Below are 14,201 nucleotides of genomic sequence, written 5' to 3'. Positions count from 1 at the left end.
TGGCTTTTGCTTTATTCCCTTGTATAGAAATAGAAACAGCAACAGTCAGTGGCTTTTACAACTGACTTTAACAACTGACGTTAACAACTATGCTGTTCACGGTTTTATCATCTATGCGCTGAACACTAAACAGAACATCAGCCTGAGACCAACAATACGGGGCACACAATGGGCGACTTTTATCAGAACGGTGTTATCACCAACCTGCATAACCTGCGCACGCGAAGTCTTCAGGAACTGGAGCAGGACCTACTCACCTTTTCCCGCTTGCGCCCCATGTCTCTTGTACTCCCATCTCTTTACTCAGAGCTCCAGAGGCCAGCACTGGATAATATTATTACCGAGCTCTGCGAGGTTCCCTACCTGACCGAGATCGTTATTGGTTTGGACAGAGCTGATCAGGAGCAGTTTAACCACGCCAAGGAATTCTTTGGCCGATTGCCACAGAACCACCGCATTCTCTGGAATGATGGGCCAAACCTCAGAGAGCTGGACAAGCAGCTGCAGAAAGAAGGCCTTGCCCCTATGGAACCCGGCAAAGGCCGAAATGTATGGTACTGCTACGGTTATATTCTGGCTTCAGCTCGCGCCGAAGCTGTCGCACTGCACGACTGCGACATAGTGACTTATAACCGTGAGATGCTGGCTCGCTTGTTTTATCCGGTAGCCAACCCAGCATTTAATTACACCTTCTGCAAAGGCTATTACGCACGAGTAGCAGGCCAGAATATGAATGGTCGTGTGAGCCGGTTACTGGTGACACCATTACTGCGCTCACTGAAAACAATTTTCGGTCACCATGATTATTTGGAATATCTCGATAGCTTCCGTTATCCGCTGGCGGGAGAGTTTTCCATGCGTGCCCATGTGTTCAACGACATTCGCATCCCCAGCGACTGGGGGTTGGAGATTGGTGTGCTCACAGAAGTGATGCGCAACTACTCAACCCGCCGTCTCTGTCAGGTCGATATTGCCGATACTTACGATCACAAACATCAACCTCTTTCCAAGGAGGACCCGGCGGCTGGCTTGTCGAAAATGAGCAACGACATTATCAAGGCTATTTTCCGAAAGCTGGCGACAACAGGCGTGCAATTTAATCAGGAAACCTTCCGCACCATCAAGGCAACGTATTACCGGCAAGCTCTGGATTTCATCGAATCCTATTACAACGATGGGGTTATGAACGGTTTACGGGTAGATCGCCACAATGAAGAACAGGCCGTGGAACTGTTTGCCAAAAATATCATGGAAGCAGGCACGCAATTTCTTGAACGTCCAATGGAGAAGCCATTTATCCCCAGCTGGAACCGTGTCGTAGCAGCGATTCCTGACTTCCTTGAACGCTTATATGACGCGGTTGAGCTGGATAACAGCTGAAATCCACCCAAACGACAGCCATAAGCTATATATAGCAGACAGTTTCTGTTGAGTGATGGTTTATGGCTGTCGTATCTGTTTCGAGAAGGCACCCGCTTCTGACATGTTTTCTCGTTACCTTCACAATTTCACTCACTGCCCCGGCACATGCTACGAGGGTTCTTGTTCAGCGCTTTTTGATTACTACTCCAACAACCAGCACAGAAGTATTAGCCCTATCAAAAGAGTTATCAGAAAAGCTTGAAGCCACTGCAACACTCACAACTTCAATTACGGGTTCTTCAAGAGAAAAAAAAAGGAGCCGCACTCCAAAGCATTCTCTCAATCCTAGCTCCCCTCAAACCATAACCTCAGAGGAAGCGGAGAAAGTGCAAGAGCAAATAAAGGTTCAATTACAGGAGAAAACCGATACTGTAAATCTGACTTTTATGGGAGAAGTTTCCATAGACTCAGGCTTCTCCACGAGTGACACAGCTAAGCCTGATGAGGCGGTACTGTTATCTTTCACTCCACCCAGACAATCAGAAAGCGAAAAAACTGAAGATTTTCAAAGCAAACCTCTCAACATTCGAAAACTCACTCTGTTTGATAGAGATGAAGCCTCTAACAAATCAGGACTCCTTATTGAAACTTCACCTGTGACTCCTCCGTGGGACTTCCTTCAAAAAAGAAACTTTACGACTAAGGATTACACATTCTTTCTCTTTTGGGATGAAAAGTTACGCCCGCTGAGGAACAGAGGTCACGCATCATACAAAGGCTCCGGGGCATCAACTCTTAGTCAGCTCCAGCATGGGACAGCTAACGCAGACACGGAAGTCGATCCGGACAAGCTTGCGTTACAGGAACTACGCCTCAGTGAAATAGTTGAGATCATTACCAATGAAGCCGACCAGACTGCTAACAGCCTGACTTACCAAAAGCTTCAGAATTTAATTAAACCATTCAAAGAAAGGCTACACGCCGTAGCAATGATCAATGATATGGTTGGCGCCCGAATCAACAAGGTTAGCGTACTGCTACAAAGTGAAAGTCCGTTTTCTGCCAGATTCTTGGGGTTCGAGTATGTATGTATGCCTGAGGGAGCCTTTGCATCGAAAACTGTTTGGGATATCCCTGAAGGGCGAGAGGAACAACTCGTTCCTCCGGCAAATGCCGCCGCAACAAAAGTGAAGAGAACAGTCCACGAGATGGGGGGAGTCCCCGTGCTACCGTTCTATACTGTACAAAGAACAAATACAGACCTGTCACTCGTTACAACTACCGGCGCTTCATTCCAACCACCATACCCCTCATCTTCAGCAAAAAGGTTTACCAGCTATAATTCTTCTTCGCATACCAGCCTCACAACAGAGCCGATTCAAACTCTGCCTCCACACCAGGTGATACGTCATCGCAGGAACCCAAGTGTTAGTTTTTCAGGCGGCTTTCCACATCAACCAAACGAAAAAAAACCAGATACCAAGTAAAACTCTTATATAAGCCTCCAACTCTAAAAACAGGTATGATTGGGCGCTCGATAGAAACACTGATATGAGTGCCCAGAATAATGTCTGTACAGGCGCAAGCTGTAAAACCAGTACAAACCCTGAGAATCGCCACCCGGAAAAGTGCTCTGGCTCTCTGGCAGGCAGAGCATGTGAAAAGCCGTCTGGAAGCCCTGCATCCAGAATTGGCCGTTGAACTGGTTACCATGGTCAGTCGCGGCGATAAATTGCTTGATGCCCCATTAGCAAAGATTGGCGGAAAAGGTTTATTCGTAAAAGAGCTGGAACACGCCCTGCTCGAAGGTCGCGCTGATATTGCTGTTCACTCAATGAAAGATGTTCCTATGGCCTTTCCGGAAGGGCTGGGCCTTCCCGTAATTTGTGAGCGTGAAGACCCCCGGGATGCTTTCGTTTCCAACACTTACAAGTCGTTAGATGAACTCCCACAAGGAGCAATTGTTGGAACCTCCAGCTTGCGTCGCCAATGCCAGATTCTGGCCAAGCGCCCTGATCTGACCATTAATTTCCTGCGTGGCAATGTAAATACCCGCCTGGCCAAACTGGATGCTGGCGAGTACGACGCCATTATTCTTGCCGCCGCCGGCCTGATTCGCCTGGAGTTTGAAGACAGAATCACCCACTATCTGGAAACCGAGCTTTCCCTTCCTGCAGGTGGCCAGGGAGCTGTGGGCATTGAATGCCGTACAAACGATCAAGCCATTATTGATTTGATTAAGCCGCTCCATCACGAAAAAACAGCTAAATGTGTTCTGGCCGAAAGAGCGATGAACCGCACCCTTAACGGTGGCTGTCAGGTTCCAATAGCCAGTTTTGCTGAACTTCAAGGCGACAAGCTATTCCTGCGAGGCCTGGTTGGCCAGCCCGACGCCAGTGAAATTCTTCGAACTGAGATCACTGTTACAGCGGAAGATTACGAACAAGCTGGCACAAGTGCAGCCGAACATTTGCTGGAGCAGGGCGCTGGGGAGATTCTTGCGGCATTGCCTCACTCAACAGCCGCCAACGCCAGTACTCCAAAAGAATCATGAGCTTAGCTCTGGAAGGGTTGCGGGTACTGATTACCCGCCCCCAGCCTCAGGCTGGCAGGCTGGCAGCTTTTCTTCAAGCCAAAGGTGCGAGAACAACTGTTTTGCCCATGGTTGCCATCACCCCGCTTACACTTACCTCTCAGCCAGATAACCTGGCGCAGTTCAGTAAAATCATCGCCATTAGTGTTCCATCCGTAGACATTGCGCTGCGTACTCTGCCAGAATTCTCGCCTCAGACACAATGGGTTACCCCCGGTCTGGGAACCGCTCAAGCCTTGAAGTCCCACGGCATCCAACCACTGACTCCTCATTCAGAATTCACCAGTGAAGCCATGCTGGCACTGCCGGAGCTGAATCAGGTAACAGGCGAAAAAATTCTTCTGTTGAAAGGAGAAGGGGGCAGAGAGCTATTAAGAAACGAACTTTCACGCAGAGGAGCGGAGGTTGTTTCCTTAGATCTTTATCGCCGTCAATGCCCTGATTACCAGCAGGGTGAAATTGAAACGACAGTGGCAAGTGCAGACATAAATGCTATCGTCGCCACCAGCGGTCAAATTGTCAGCAATCTTCACACTTGCTGTCCGGACGACCTGAAAAACCTCCCTCTTATTATTCCTAGCCAGCGGGTTGCGGAAAAAGCAGAGGCATTAGGCTTTAAAAGGGTTGTTGTAAGTCAGGGAGCAGGCGATCAGGACATTGCCGAGGCTTTATTACAGCTCGTATATTGATACGATATTGCAGAAATGCACCACACGAACCGATAAGTGAGCAGGTCAGGGTGAACGACAATATGCCACAAGAGAAGACTCCAGCCCCAACGGATGCCAAGGCTGAGAAAACACCTAAAGCGGTGACCAGAAAGATCAAGCAGCAGAACGCTTATGTCAGCAAACTGGCCGTGTTCTCTACCTTTCTGTCTTTGGTTCTGATTGCCGTAATTGGTAGTGCAGGCTGGTACGGTTACAAAAACATCTGGCCACTGCTTTCCAATGACACGCTGGCAGGTCAGAACTGGGTTGATCAACAGCTCAGCCAGAATTCCCGCACTGTGCAGCAGGTGATGGATAAAACCCGTTCTGCTGTTCAGGAAGATGTGAAGAGTGTATCCGGCCAGTCTGATCGTCTTGTTGTACGCATAGACAATCTTGATCGTCGCTTCAATCGTCTGCAAGGAGCTGACCGCAGCGACTGGAAGCTGGCAGAAGCTGAATACCTGATGCGGCTTGCTAACCAGCGTCTGCTGACAATGCACGACATCAGGAGCGCCAAAACCCTGCTTAGCCAAGCCGATGAACTTTTGGTCGCCGTAGACGAATATGGTCTGTTTACTGTTCGTCAGGCTCTCGCTGAAGATTTAGCCGCTTTGCGCGCGACTCCCAATATTGATATCAGCGCCAGTTGGATGGAACTCAACGCTCTGGCAAACCGCATTGATGTTCTTCCTCTCGCTTCCGACATTCCAGTTATTGATACAGCTATAAATACGGAAAGTAGCACAGAGTCTCCAGCACAAACTCAGGAATCCCTTCCTGCTGATGCCACTTTGAAGCAGAAGATAACTTATACCCTGACCGGGTGGTTTGATACCGGATTTGCCGCTGCCAAAGATATTGGTGCGACCTTTGCGACCCAGTTCCGCCTGCGGGATAACAATCAGAAAGTTGCTCCACTGCTAGCACCAGAGCAGGAAGTTTATCTGCGCCAGAACCTTCGCCTGATGCTGGAACAGGCACAAGTTGCTTTGCTGCAGGGGCGTACAGTCGTGTATCAGGCCAGCCTGGCAAAAACAAAAAGCTGGCTGGATGAGTGGTTTCTTAATGAAAGTGTCGAGATGAAAGCACTTGATGAGGCTTTGACTCGCCTGGCCGGAACCCCCGTTGAACAACAAATTCCTGAAATCAGCCGCTCGCTGATTGCGCTGAAAACCTATATCGATGAGAAAGCTGATCAGCGCCTTCCAGTTGAATCGGTAAGCAAAGAAACTGCCGGGGACAGGTCATGAGAAAGATCATCCTGAAATCCCTGCTCCTCCTGCTTTTGATTGCAGGATGCTTTTTAACAGTTCGTTATTTCTTTTTAGACAATGGCTACGTTCTGGTTGCCTACAATGGCTACACGCTGGAAAGCAGCCTGTGGGCAACAATTCTGGCTTTGGCACTGATTCTGGTCGCAGTTAAGTTCACCGCATCTCTGGTAAAGGGAATCAGCAGCAGCGCCGGCGCAATTGTTCCCATGACAGCCAAAGCCCGTCGTCGTCGCTCTCAAAGGCTGTCTAATAAGGGGCTGATTGAATTTGCAAACGGTCATTGGAAAGCTGCTCAACGCCACCTTTCTCTGGCTGGCAAATCCGGTTCATTTCCCTTATTGAACTACTTGGTAGCTGCAAGAGCGGCCAGTGCCAATAATGATATGGAAGCCTGCAAAGAGTTTCTTCGCAAAGCGGATGAAGCAGCTCCTGCCGCTTATATGGCGATAGGGATTACTCAGGCAGAAGCCCAGATTTCTCAAAAACAGTATGAACAGGCATTGGCTACTCTGAAGTCTTTGCACAAGAAATCTCCCAAGCACCCCTATCTGCTGAAACTTCTTAAGCAGACCTATGTACACCTCGGAGACTGGCACGCTCTGGCGAAGCTTCTGCCAACGCTGCACAAGCACAAAGTCTTCAGCATTAAGGTTCTTGAAGAGCTGGAACAGAACATTTACCGGGAACTGTTTGATCAGGCGCGCAACAAAGGCCGCAACCTGCCGGAGAGCGAAAAAACAAAACCGGCTGATGAAGTCTGGCAATCCCTTACCAAAGCTCAGCGTCGCAACACAGATCTTGTTTACAGGTATGCACGGTGCCTGTTTCAGTTGAATGCTCAAGAACAGGCTGAAGCTTTTATTCGTCGGCAGTTACCCTCGCTTTACAGCACACTACTTATTCGCGTTTATGGCCGTATTGAGTGTACAGATTCCAGCCGCCAGCTTCTGGCTGCAGAAAAACTTCTGGCCGAGCGTCCTAATGATGCAGAGCTGTTACTCGCTCTGGGTCGAATCTGTGCCCGCAGGCAGTTATGGGGTAAAGCAAAGGAATATCTGGAAACCAGCCTGAAACTACATCACAGTGTGGAAACCTATAACGAACTGGGCATGTTACTCGCACAACTGGGAGAACATGAGCTCAGTTCCGGTTACTTCCAGCGCGGATTAGCAATGGCCGCTGAGAATATTTAATGCCACGTTTTTTTCTGATAGTAACCGCTTTGTCCGGATTTCTGGTTGTTGCACTGGGTGCCTTTGGTGCCCATGCACTGGGGGATATATTTTCTCCCTATCAGCAGAGTATCTGGAATAAAGCAGTGAACTATCAGATGTTTCACACTGCTGCTCTTGGCCTGGTGGCGGTACTGGCGCTTAACTCTCCAGATCGTAGCCTATTATTTGCCGGGCGCTTTTTCAGTATTGGGATCGTTCTTTTCTCTGGCAGCCTCTATATTCTGGCTCTTACCGGTATCCGAAAGCTTGGTATAGTTACACCTTTTGGTGGTGTCGCTTTCCTGCTGGGCTGGTTTGCACTCTTTTGCTATGGATTTAAAATCCATAGCAACGAGTAATAACCCAGGTATCTGGTACAGGCTGGCTATCTCCGTATAATGCGCGCCCCAGCAAGATACTTTTTAGCGACGACTTATCTCCCCCATGACTGAAACTAACATCTCTGCAAACGATCAGCAGAAGAGTGATACCCCTCACCAGCGCAAGATCAAAAGCTTTGTGCTCCGAGCTGGTCGGATGACAACAGGCCAGCAGAAAGGCTGGGATGTTATTTTCCCCAAGCAAGGGTTAAAGCTGGAAGACGGCCGTATTAACCTGGATGCTGTTTTCGGCCGCAAAGCTCCGCTGGTACTTGAGATTGGCTTTGGTATGGGGCTTTCTCTTGTAGATATGGCCCAGAATGAACAGGACAAGAACTTTATCGGCATTGAAGTTCACCGTCCTGGCGTTGGCAGCCTGATGAATGAAGCAGACAAAGCCGGTTTGAACAACCTGCGTGCTTACTGCGATGATGCAGTTGAAGTCCTTGCCAAGTGTATTCCAGATAACAGCGTCGACCGCCTGCAGGTTTACTTCCCGGACCCGTGGCATAAGAAGCGCCACAACAAGCGTCGCCTGATCCAGCCAGCATTTGTTGCTTCCCTGCTGCCCAAACTCAAAACCGGTGGTGTTCTGCATCTCGCGACAGACTGGGAGAACTACGCAGAACAAATGATGGAAGTCATGACCGCTTCTGAAGGCTGGAAGAACCAGGCTGGTGAGGAGAACTATTCTCCACGCCCGGATTACCGCCCGATCACCAAGTTTGAAAAACGAGGTGAACGACTTGGACATGGTGTTTGGGATCTGTTGTTTGAAAAGATCTGAGTTGCTGTCACTGTTCTTATATAAAAACGCTCGACGAAAGTCGGGCGTTTTTTGTTTTGTGGTCTAAAACTGTCTGCCAATAACAGCAATAAGCAAGGCAGACACGTGTTATTCACTCAATTATCAAAACGTTTATTCATAAGTTGCCTGCTCACAACATCCTGCCTGCTTCAAGCAAGTGAGAATGCTACACTCGGGTCTGCAGAATCAATTCCAGCTCAGGACGAGCAACCACTTTTCACAATTACAAAATCAAACCTGAGCGAATACAGCGCACTTCTTAGTGAAGGCGCAAAACATCTGCTCGACCATTCTTCTAACTATGAAATGGTTATATACCCCAGCCACCAAACGGCCGTTGTTCCTGAACATATTGCTGCCAATATGAGGCAGCAAAACTGCCAGTTGGAAAATAGCGGAAACAGTATCAGCCATTGTTTGCCGGGAAGTCCGTTTCGCTCACCAGCCACAGGGCTAGAAGCAATCTGGAACCATCTTCTGCGTTATAGGGGAGATGCCATTTCCGGGAAATCCCACCGCATTAATGTTTTCCCCAACGGTACTCACAGCACCTACACAACAGACTGGCAAACCCTTTATATCTACGGTCAACCTCAAGAAGACCATGAATCATTCAGCAATGTTCTGCTGATAAATCGCAGCAAAGTTATCGAACCGGTCAAAGATGCACAGACTCTTTACCTGACTAAAGAAACAATCAACCAAGATCAGAATAAACCTGCATTCTGGCAATACTTCCCCGGCCCTCGCAGCGTTAAACGTATGTCTGTTTTAGCCTATGACTTTGTTGTTGATCATTCCTATGGTCTGCTGACCCAAGACAGCCTGAATATGTTCAATGGTTCTCCTGAAAAGTACGACTGGGAACTCATTGGCAAACAAATCATGATTGTTCCCTACAACAACCAAAAACTGGCGACTTTAAAGGTTGATGAAAACCTTCTTCATACAGAAAGCCTGAACCCGGCAGCATTACGCTATGAGCAGCAAGGAGTTTGGATCGTGGAAGCCACGCTGAAAAAAAACATGAGTCACCTATATTCCAAACGACGTTTTTATCTGGATGAAGATAGCTGGCAAATTCTGATGGCAGACCTGTATGACAAAGAAAACAACTTGTTCCGGTATCAGGAAGCTTACACATTTACAGCAACGGATATTCCAGTTCTGGTTGCCCCAATACAGATTACTTATGACTTTACAGGGCAGGGCTACCTGATAGATGGCTTGAATACAGATGGAACGTATTGGAATTTCAAAGCACGGCTCAAACCAATGGATTTCACGCCTGCAGCTTTAAGAAGAAGTGGTCATTAAATCGGGGGATAAAAAAAGCCTGACACCTAAGCAGAGGGAGGAGATGGTGTCAGGCTCACTATTACAACCAAAGTCAGGGAGTAATGAAAAAGCATGACCATGATAACTTTTCATAAACATCATGAAATCCGTACATTCACGAAGCAGACTGTCACGATTACTTAAACACACTATCAACTATCAGGGGCATACATTATTAACCCGTAAAATCTCAGGTTCTGGCGACGTTTTGTACCACGTATTTCCCTAATCAGATAAACTAAAGCGTTCATCTGGATCACATAGTAATCAACTCTTTCATGCAACGTACTGGCGTCTTCGGCTCAGCTTTTAATCCGCCCACCAGAGGCCACCTGGATGTTCTCAGGCAGGCAGCGTCGGAGTTCGACACAATCCTTCTGGTTCCCAGTGCCGCCCATGCATTTAGCAAACAGTCACTGCCCATTGAGGCTCGGGAAGAATTACTTTCTGCGTTTTGTAAAGATATCAAGAGTATCTCCTGCGAAATTGAAATATCGCTCATTGAAAAGGATCTTTATAAACAGAACCCAGAACACCCTGTGTATACTTGGACTCTATTAAACAGTCTTAGCGAACAACACCCGGACACCCAATTCAGTTTTATTCGTGGGCCGGACAATGCCAGCCAGGAAATATGGGAACGTTTTTATCGCTATCAGGATATTGAGCAAAGGTGGCCTATCTTTACGGCTCAGGAAAATATCAAAGCTCGAAGCACTCTGGTACGGCAACTCATTGAAAACTCCCCAAGCAACATTTTTCCGGAGCAAGAACTCTCTTCACTGGTCACACCTTCGGTGCTATCACTGCTCAGAGAGAAAAAATCATACAGGACGCAATAATGAGTCGAGAAAACAGCTCTGATAAAAAACTCACTTTCCATATAGAGAAAACAGAACCTCTGTATAGCGGGTTCTTTCAGGCTGCTCGCTATTATTTTCGTCACACTCTGTTCCGTGGTGGAGAAACACCAACCGTGGCCAGAGAAGTATTTCTCAGAACACCCGCAGCAGCGGTTCTACTGTACGATGACAAACTCGATAATGTTGTTCTGATAGAGCAGTTCCGGGTTGGCCCTATGATCGAAGCTGGAGCGGATACTGAGTCTGCCTGGATGCTGGAGATCGTGGCCGGCATTGCGGAACCAGGGGAAAAACCAGAAGATGTTGTACTGCGGGAATCGGTTGAAGAGTCTGGCTGCACAATCACGGAACTGAAACCCATATTCCAGTATTATCCTTCACCCGGAGCCTGTAATGAGGTTATCCACCTATTCTGTGGCATAACAGACAGCTCCAAAGCAGGCGGCATACATGGACTGGATTCGGAAAATGAAGATATCCGCGTTCATGTCATCAGTGCGGTGGATGCTCTGGCCATGCTGGATGACGGAAACATAAATAACGCAACAACCATCATTGCCCTGCAATGGCTTCGCACGTATAGAAATCAGGGCTAATCAGGAAGCTGATCATGAATCCTCTGCGCAGTTGTCTGCTCGTTTTGACTCTGGTTGCTTTAGCCGGATGTAATACTTCGCCATACCGGAATGGTTACCCATCACAGGAAAGCTGGGCTGTTCTTCCTGTTCAATCTCTTCAATCTGAAGAAGCGGGCATTCAAATTGAAAGAATGCTGACAGTCCTGCTGGCCGCAAAGGGTGTAAAGCGAGTTGAACTCCCTCCGGAAACAGAAACTCAGGGAAATAATTCTCTTATTGAAAGCGCCCACCGTTTAAAAAACTCCATGCAATGGGCAAATCAACACGGTATCAAGCTGGGGATCACCGGCACATTGCATGAATATAAAAAGGTTGCTGACGGACGCTTTACAATGGATCTGTCCCTGAACCTTATTGATATCAAAACAGGTGAAATCATCTGGAGTATATCTGGCCGCGGAGAAGGTCGCCCGGAAGATGATCCTATATCTGTTGGCCGTAATTTGGTGAATGCGCTCCTATCTGGCCTTCCGCTAACGGAGAATATGGCTCCCAGTGGAACTGATTACTGGCTTGGCTGGGTACCGGGTCTATAAACCGCATAGCATCCGACTGCTAATCTGAAAGTAAGAATTCAGATTACGGTTGGACATTATGCTTTACGGACTCAGGGATGATGCCGGAACGCTTATAGCTTTAGGCGAGAAACAGGTTTCAGAACAATGGCAAAGGGTTGACGAAAATGCCGAGGATGTCCGCCAGTTCCTCCAACGGCAGAACCCCAATGGTGAAACTCAGGCTCTAGAAGATTCTGACAAGCAGTTTATTCGTGTTCTGGATGACTTGATTGAACTGATGATTGAAAAACAGCTGATCCAGTTTACCGAACTACCTCAACCTGCGCAGGATAAGCTCTTGAAAAGGCGTTGGTATCGTCAGCAGCTCAAAGGCGATGACGATACCACTCATCTTATTGATCCCCAGGAAGGGTTGCTCTGAAGTTCATTTCAGCCTGAAGCATCATTGGAAGATCTACATTCACGCTGTCCAGAAGCTGCCCTGTCCCCTGCAGCACGCGGTAACGGGAAAACAGCTCTTCATGAACGGCTTCAATGAACTCTCTCTGGGATTGAAACAGTTCATTTTCGGTGTCCAGCAAATCAAGGAGAGAGCGCTTCCCTAAGCGAAACTGCTGTTGATAAGCCTTGGCGACTTCACGGCTGGCAGTGATATGTTCTTTCAAATAAGTCACCTGCCCATCCATATAAACAAAAGCATCCCATGCCAGACGCAAATCCCTGGTGACATTCCGATAGCTTAATTCTCGGGATGCCCGCGCCTCTTCTACTTTCCAGGCCGCTTCTTTACGGCGAGCCTGATCTGCACCTCCGTTATAAATATTGTAAGAGAAGTTCAGCATGGCGCTGAGAGTATCTGTACGCCCATCTGCGGTGGGAATATCGGAACGAATATCGCTCCAGGTTTGGCCAACCTCCAAGTCCAGCTGAGGAAGGAAACTGCTCTTAGTGGCATTAGCCTGAGATTCATAGGTTTTGATATCAAAGCTGGCTGCCTGAATGGCCGGATTATTCTGCCCGGCCATAGCCATGGCCTCATCCAAAGTCACCGGAAGCATAGAAATATCCAGCTCAGGCATAACCAGTCCAGTAGGTTTACGGTTCACCACGCTGAAGTATTCACTGCGACCATTAGACAAGGTATTAATTGCGGTAACCAGATTGGCGCTAGCTCTGGCCCGGCGGCTGCGAATCTGCTCAAGATCAGAGCTACGGGAAAGGCCGCTATCTGTTCTGGCATGAATCTGGTCGTAAATCTCATCATGAACCGCAAGGTTCTCTCTAGCCAGCTCCACCAGTTGCTCTGAACGGATAACTTTGAGATAAACCTCCACCACGCTAAGAGCCACACTTTCAGCCCGGGCGTGCATCATTAATGAGCGGGACTGGGAGTCCATTCGGGCTCCCTCAAGGCGATTACTGGTTTGAAATCCATCAAACAGCATCTGCTGAATAGCGAAAGTGGCTTCGCCGATACGGTCTGTGGTTTTAGAATTTCCGCCAGAAATCTTGCTGTGTTTACGCTGCCAGCCGGTACGACCACTGACTCCAAGCTTTGGCAAATAACCAGCACGCTCAATAGCAATTAGTTCTTCAGACGCCCGGAAGCGATTCATGCTGATAAGCACTTCCGGATTGGTTTCGATGGTATACGAAATCGTTTCCTGAAGGGTATCAGCCCTGACATTCTGAAAAAGCGAGCTGAAGGCACAAAGTACCACGCCCCCAAACATACCTTTAGCAGCGGTAAAGCAGCGTCCCATCCCTGGACCCTCGTATTAAACTGCAGCGTGAAAAACCTGCCCCCAAAATCTTTAATTTGCGGACATAACATTCATAACGTTATCGACTGCTATTGGTACTCAGTTTAGAAGGGATATCAGCGATGGGGAGAAACTCCTCCAGGACGAGTCACATGAGCTCCCGGAGTAGGCCAGTCATCAGCCCAGTTTTTCTGTTGTTCAAAGCATGGGAAAGGAATCATTAGTTCTGGTGAACTGACCTGGGAAGGAAAAAGTATTCCATCCAAATGGTCTTGTTCATGTTGAACAACCCTGGCCATAAATCCATCAATCTCTTTTTCGATTGGCTCACCATGACGGTTCAAGCCTTTGAGGTGAATACTGGCAGGGCGTTCAATCCAACCTCTGGAGTCAGGCACAGACAAGCACCCTTCCCAAGTCCAAACAGTGTCTTCGCTGAACCAGGTTATCTCTGGGTTTATCCAGCATTCAATTGGATAAGCTGTCGCATCAGGGTAGCGGGTGTTTTGTTTATCAATACCAAAGGTCATGACTCGGGCTGACCAACCAACCTGGGGAGCGGCAATCCCAACACCATTGAATCGTCTTTGGCTGGCAATCAATACATCCAGATTATGTTGAAAATCGGGATGACTGATTTCATCGATTTCCACTTTTGGCTGTATTTCAAATAAGGAGGGAGCCCCGATCAATACAATTTCAGGTGCGTTAGACAGGTGTATCATCGTATACGTTCT

The 14,201-nt window shown here is 48.1% G+C and carries 15 protein-coding genes; 13 read left to right on the top strand and 2 right to left on the bottom strand.

Annotated features, from left to right (window positions below; genetic code table 11):
• Positions 1 to 168 precede the first annotated feature (168 nt).
• The 13 genes from QMA35_RS06940 to QMA35_RS06880 all read left to right on the top strand — a co-directional run bounded on the left by QMA35_RS06940 (position 169) and on the right by QMA35_RS06880 (position 12,122).
• A complete protein-coding gene (locus QMA35_RS06940) occupies positions 169 to 1,380 on the top strand; it encodes a glycosyl transferase (protein ID WP_281646414.1) in 1,212 nt (403 codons plus the stop codon).
• Positions 1,381 to 1,556: 176 nt separating this feature from the next.
• Complete coding sequence (locus QMA35_RS06935; RefSeq protein ID WP_281646413.1) at positions 1,557 to 2,849, top strand: hypothetical protein; 1,293 nt, start codon at positions 1,557 to 1,559, stop codon at positions 2,847 to 2,849.
• 80 nt (positions 2,850 to 2,929) lie between these two features.
• Complete coding sequence (hemC, locus tag QMA35_RS06930; protein ID WP_281646412.1) at positions 2,930 to 3,916, top strand: hydroxymethylbilane synthase; 987 nt, start codon at positions 2,930 to 2,932, stop codon at positions 3,914 to 3,916.
• Positions 3,913 to 4,644, top strand: coding sequence for a uroporphyrinogen-III synthase (locus tag QMA35_RS06925; protein ID WP_281646411.1), 732 nt, complete (start codon positions 3,913 to 3,915; stop codon positions 4,642 to 4,644). Before hemC ends, QMA35_RS06925 begins: the two co-directional genes overlap by 4 nt.
• A gap of 62 nt (positions 4,645 to 4,706) precedes the next feature.
• Positions 4,707 to 5,918: a uroporphyrinogen-III C-methyltransferase gene (locus QMA35_RS06920; protein ID WP_281646410.1), complete on the top strand. Its 1,212-nt coding sequence runs from the start codon at positions 4,707 to 4,709 to the stop codon at positions 5,916 to 5,918.
• Positions 5,915 to 7,135 (top strand): heme biosynthesis HemY N-terminal domain-containing protein, encoded by a 1,221-nt coding sequence (locus QMA35_RS06915; RefSeq protein ID WP_281646409.1) that lies wholly within the window; start codon positions 5,915 to 5,917, stop codon positions 7,133 to 7,135. Before QMA35_RS06920 ends, QMA35_RS06915 begins: the two co-directional genes overlap by 4 nt.
• Positions 7,135 to 7,515: a DUF423 domain-containing protein gene (locus QMA35_RS06910; RefSeq protein WP_281646408.1), complete on the top strand. Its 381-nt coding sequence runs from the start codon at positions 7,135 to 7,137 to the stop codon at positions 7,513 to 7,515. The genes QMA35_RS06915 and QMA35_RS06910 overlap by 1 nt, the downstream gene beginning before the upstream one ends.
• A gap of 85 nt (positions 7,516 to 7,600) precedes the next feature.
• A complete protein-coding gene (gene trmB, locus QMA35_RS06905; RefSeq protein ID WP_281646407.1) occupies positions 7,601 to 8,323 on the top strand; it encodes a tRNA (guanosine(46)-N7)-methyltransferase TrmB in 723 nt (240 codons plus the stop codon).
• Positions 8,324 to 8,428: 105 nt separating this feature from the next.
• The gene (locus QMA35_RS06900; protein ID WP_281646406.1) at positions 8,429 to 9,661 is read left to right on the top strand and encodes a DUF1329 domain-containing protein; all 1,233 of its coding nucleotides are present in this window, start codon (positions 8,429 to 8,431) and stop codon (positions 9,659 to 9,661) included.
• A gap of 299 nt (positions 9,662 to 9,960) precedes the next feature.
• A complete protein-coding gene (locus QMA35_RS06895; RefSeq protein WP_281646405.1) occupies positions 9,961 to 10,524 on the top strand; it encodes an adenylyltransferase/cytidyltransferase family protein in 564 nt (187 codons plus the stop codon).
• Positions 10,524 to 11,141 (top strand): NUDIX domain-containing protein, encoded by a 618-nt coding sequence (locus QMA35_RS06890; RefSeq protein WP_281646404.1) that lies wholly within the window; start codon positions 10,524 to 10,526, stop codon positions 11,139 to 11,141. The genes QMA35_RS06895 and QMA35_RS06890 overlap by 1 nt, the downstream gene beginning before the upstream one ends.
• 14 nt (positions 11,142 to 11,155) lie before the next feature.
• Complete coding sequence (locus QMA35_RS06885) at positions 11,156 to 11,719, top strand: hypothetical protein (protein WP_281646403.1); 564 nt, start codon at positions 11,156 to 11,158, stop codon at positions 11,717 to 11,719.
• Positions 11,720 to 11,777: 58 nt separating this feature from the next.
• Positions 11,778 to 12,122, top strand: a complete 345-nt coding sequence (locus QMA35_RS06880; RefSeq protein WP_281646402.1) for a hypothetical protein — start codon at positions 11,778 to 11,780, stop codon at positions 12,120 to 12,122.
• Here QMA35_RS06880 and QMA35_RS06875 read toward each other — a convergent pair.
• Positions 12,094 to 13,464, bottom strand: coding sequence for a TolC family outer membrane protein (locus tag QMA35_RS06875; protein ID WP_281646401.1), 1,371 nt, complete (start codon positions 13,462 to 13,464; stop codon positions 12,094 to 12,096). The genes QMA35_RS06880 and QMA35_RS06875 overlap by 29 nt on opposite strands.
• A gap of 116 nt (positions 13,465 to 13,580) precedes the next feature.
• Positions 13,581 to 14,189, bottom strand: coding sequence for a peptide deformylase (locus QMA35_RS06870; RefSeq protein WP_281646400.1), 609 nt, complete (start codon positions 14,187 to 14,189; stop codon positions 13,581 to 13,583).
• Positions 14,190 to 14,201: the final 12 nt, after the last annotated feature.

The sequence above is a fragment of the Parendozoicomonas sp. Alg238-R29 genome, from assembly GCF_947331445.1.
Lineage (GTDB): Bacteria > Pseudomonadota > Gammaproteobacteria > Pseudomonadales > Endozoicomonadaceae > Sansalvadorimonas.
Note: the sequence above shows the minus strand (reverse complement) of the source record. Positions and strands in the feature narration are given on the sequence as shown.

What these genes read in the sequence shown, in the direction of transcription:
- QMA35_RS06940 (WP_281646414.1), top strand. Translation starts at nt 169, where the DNA reads ATGGGCGACTTTTATCAGAACGGTGTTATCACCAACCTGCATAACCTG.
- hemC (WP_281646412.1), top strand. Translation starts at nt 2,930, where the DNA reads ATGTCTGTACAGGCGCAAGCTGTAAAACCAGTACAAACCCTGAGAATC.
- QMA35_RS06925 (WP_281646411.1), top strand. Translation starts at nt 3,913, where the DNA reads ATGAGCTTAGCTCTGGAAGGGTTGCGGGTACTGATTACCCGCCCCCAG.
- QMA35_RS06920 (WP_281646410.1), top strand. Translation starts at nt 4,707, where the DNA reads ATGCCACAAGAGAAGACTCCAGCCCCAACGGATGCCAAGGCTGAGAAA.
- QMA35_RS06915 (WP_281646409.1), top strand. Translation starts at nt 5,915, where the DNA reads ATGAGAAAGATCATCCTGAAATCCCTGCTCCTCCTGCTTTTGATTGCA.
- QMA35_RS06910 (WP_281646408.1), top strand. Translation starts at nt 7,135, where the DNA reads ATGCCACGTTTTTTTCTGATAGTAACCGCTTTGTCCGGATTTCTGGTT.
- trmB (WP_281646407.1), top strand. Translation starts at nt 7,601, where the DNA reads ATGACTGAAACTAACATCTCTGCAAACGATCAGCAGAAGAGTGATACC.
- QMA35_RS06895 (WP_281646405.1), top strand. Translation starts at nt 9,961, where the DNA reads ATGCAACGTACTGGCGTCTTCGGCTCAGCTTTTAATCCGCCCACCAGA.
- QMA35_RS06890 (WP_281646404.1), top strand. Translation starts at nt 10,524, where the DNA reads ATGAGTCGAGAAAACAGCTCTGATAAAAAACTCACTTTCCATATAGAG.
- QMA35_RS06885 (WP_281646403.1), top strand. Translation starts at nt 11,156, where the DNA reads ATGAATCCTCTGCGCAGTTGTCTGCTCGTTTTGACTCTGGTTGCTTTA.
- QMA35_RS06880 (WP_281646402.1), top strand. Translation starts at nt 11,778, where the DNA reads ATGCTTTACGGACTCAGGGATGATGCCGGAACGCTTATAGCTTTAGGC.
- QMA35_RS06875 (WP_281646401.1), bottom strand. Translation starts at nt 13,464, where the DNA reads ATGGGACGCTGCTTTACCGCTGCTAAAGGTATGTTTGGGGGCGTGGTA.
- QMA35_RS06870 (WP_281646400.1), bottom strand. Translation starts at nt 14,189, where the DNA reads ATGATACACCTGTCTAACGCACCTGAAATTGTATTGATCGGGGCTCCC.